Source organism: Kocuria sp. CCUG 69068 (assembly GCF_020833785.1).
Classification (GTDB): domain Bacteria; phylum Actinomycetota; class Actinomycetes; order Actinomycetales; family Micrococcaceae; genus Kocuria; species Kocuria rosea.
This window is the reverse complement of record NZ_PDDL01000248.1, coordinates 1-1,078: the sequence shown is the minus strand read 5'-3', so window position 1 is coordinate 1,078 and position 1,078 is coordinate 1. Positions and strand designations below refer to the sequence as shown.

The 1,078-nt window shown below is 78.3% G+C and carries 1 protein-coding gene and 1 pseudogene; both read left to right on the top strand.

Translation table 11 applies throughout. The features are described 5' to 3' along the window. The first annotated feature begins 97 nt into the window (after positions 1-97). A complete protein-coding gene (locus tag CRM73_RS19340) occupies positions 98-877 on the top strand; it encodes a lyase family protein (protein WP_370658581.1) in 780 nt (259 codons plus the stop codon). Continuing rightward, positions 874-1,078: pseudogene (locus CRM73_RS19335) on the top strand (3-oxoadipate enol-lactonase); the annotation flags it as partial. The gene CRM73_RS19340 and the pseudogene CRM73_RS19335, both read left to right, overlap by 4 nt.

Sequence of the window (1,078 nt, the reverse complement as noted above, 5' to 3'; positions counted from 1 at the left end):
TCGACGCGGCCCTGGCCGCCGGGGCCGCCGGCGCACGGATGACCGGCGGGGGCTTCGGCGGCTCCGCGATCGCCCTCGTGCCCGCCGCTGGGCCGACGTGCTCGGCCTGAGCCTGCCGCCGCACGTGTGGCACGCCACCAGGCGGCCGGTGCTGCGCACCGGCGAGACCTTCGCGGCGGTCTGCGCGGCCCTCGGCCGGATCGCCAACGACGTCCTGCTGCTCTCCCGCCCCGAGCTCGGCGAGCTGCGGGAACCGGCCGTCGAAGGGCGCGGCGTGTCCTCGGCGATGCCGCAGAAGCAGAACCCGGTGCTGTCCGTGCTGCTCAAGCGCACCGCCCTGACGGCGCCGCAGCTCGTGGCCCAGCTCCACGTCGCCGCCGCCCAGTTCGTCGACGAGCGCCCCGACGGCGCCTGGCACACGGAGTGGCCGGCACTGCGGGAGCTCGCCCGGCTCGCCGTCGCGGCGTCGTCGCACGCGGCCGAGCTCACGGCCGGGCTCACCGTGGAGAGCGCCCGGATGCGGGCCAACCTGGACGCGTCGGGTCCCGCCGTGCTCGCCGAGCGGATCAGCGCGGAGCTCGCGCCCCTGCTGCCGCCCGCCGCCGACGGCGCCACGGGGCGGCAGCGCGTGCAGGGGGTCGTGCGCGAGCACGCGACCGACGGACCGGGCATGCTCGACGCCCTCGTGGGCCTCGCCGCCGGCACCGCCCTGGCCGACGGCACCCCCGTGGACCGGGACGTCGTGGCCGGGCTGCTCGACCCCGCCGGGTACCTCGGGGCCAACGACCTGCTGATCGACCGCGTGCTCGCGCAGCACCGCCGGTCCGCGAACGACCGTCCGTCCATCACCCGGACCAGCCCAGGAGCATCCGCATGACCGTCCCCGTCCTCACCCCCGTCGAGTTCTCGACCCGCCGGGCCCCGTCGCCGCGGGCGCCCCTGCTGGTGCTGGGCCCGGGGCTCGGCACCTCCGCCGCCTCGCTGTGGTCCGCCGCGGCGCACCTGCTGGAGGCCGACCTGCGCGTGGTCGGCTGGGACCTCCCCGGCCACGGCGGCTCCGCGCCCGCCGACGAGCCGT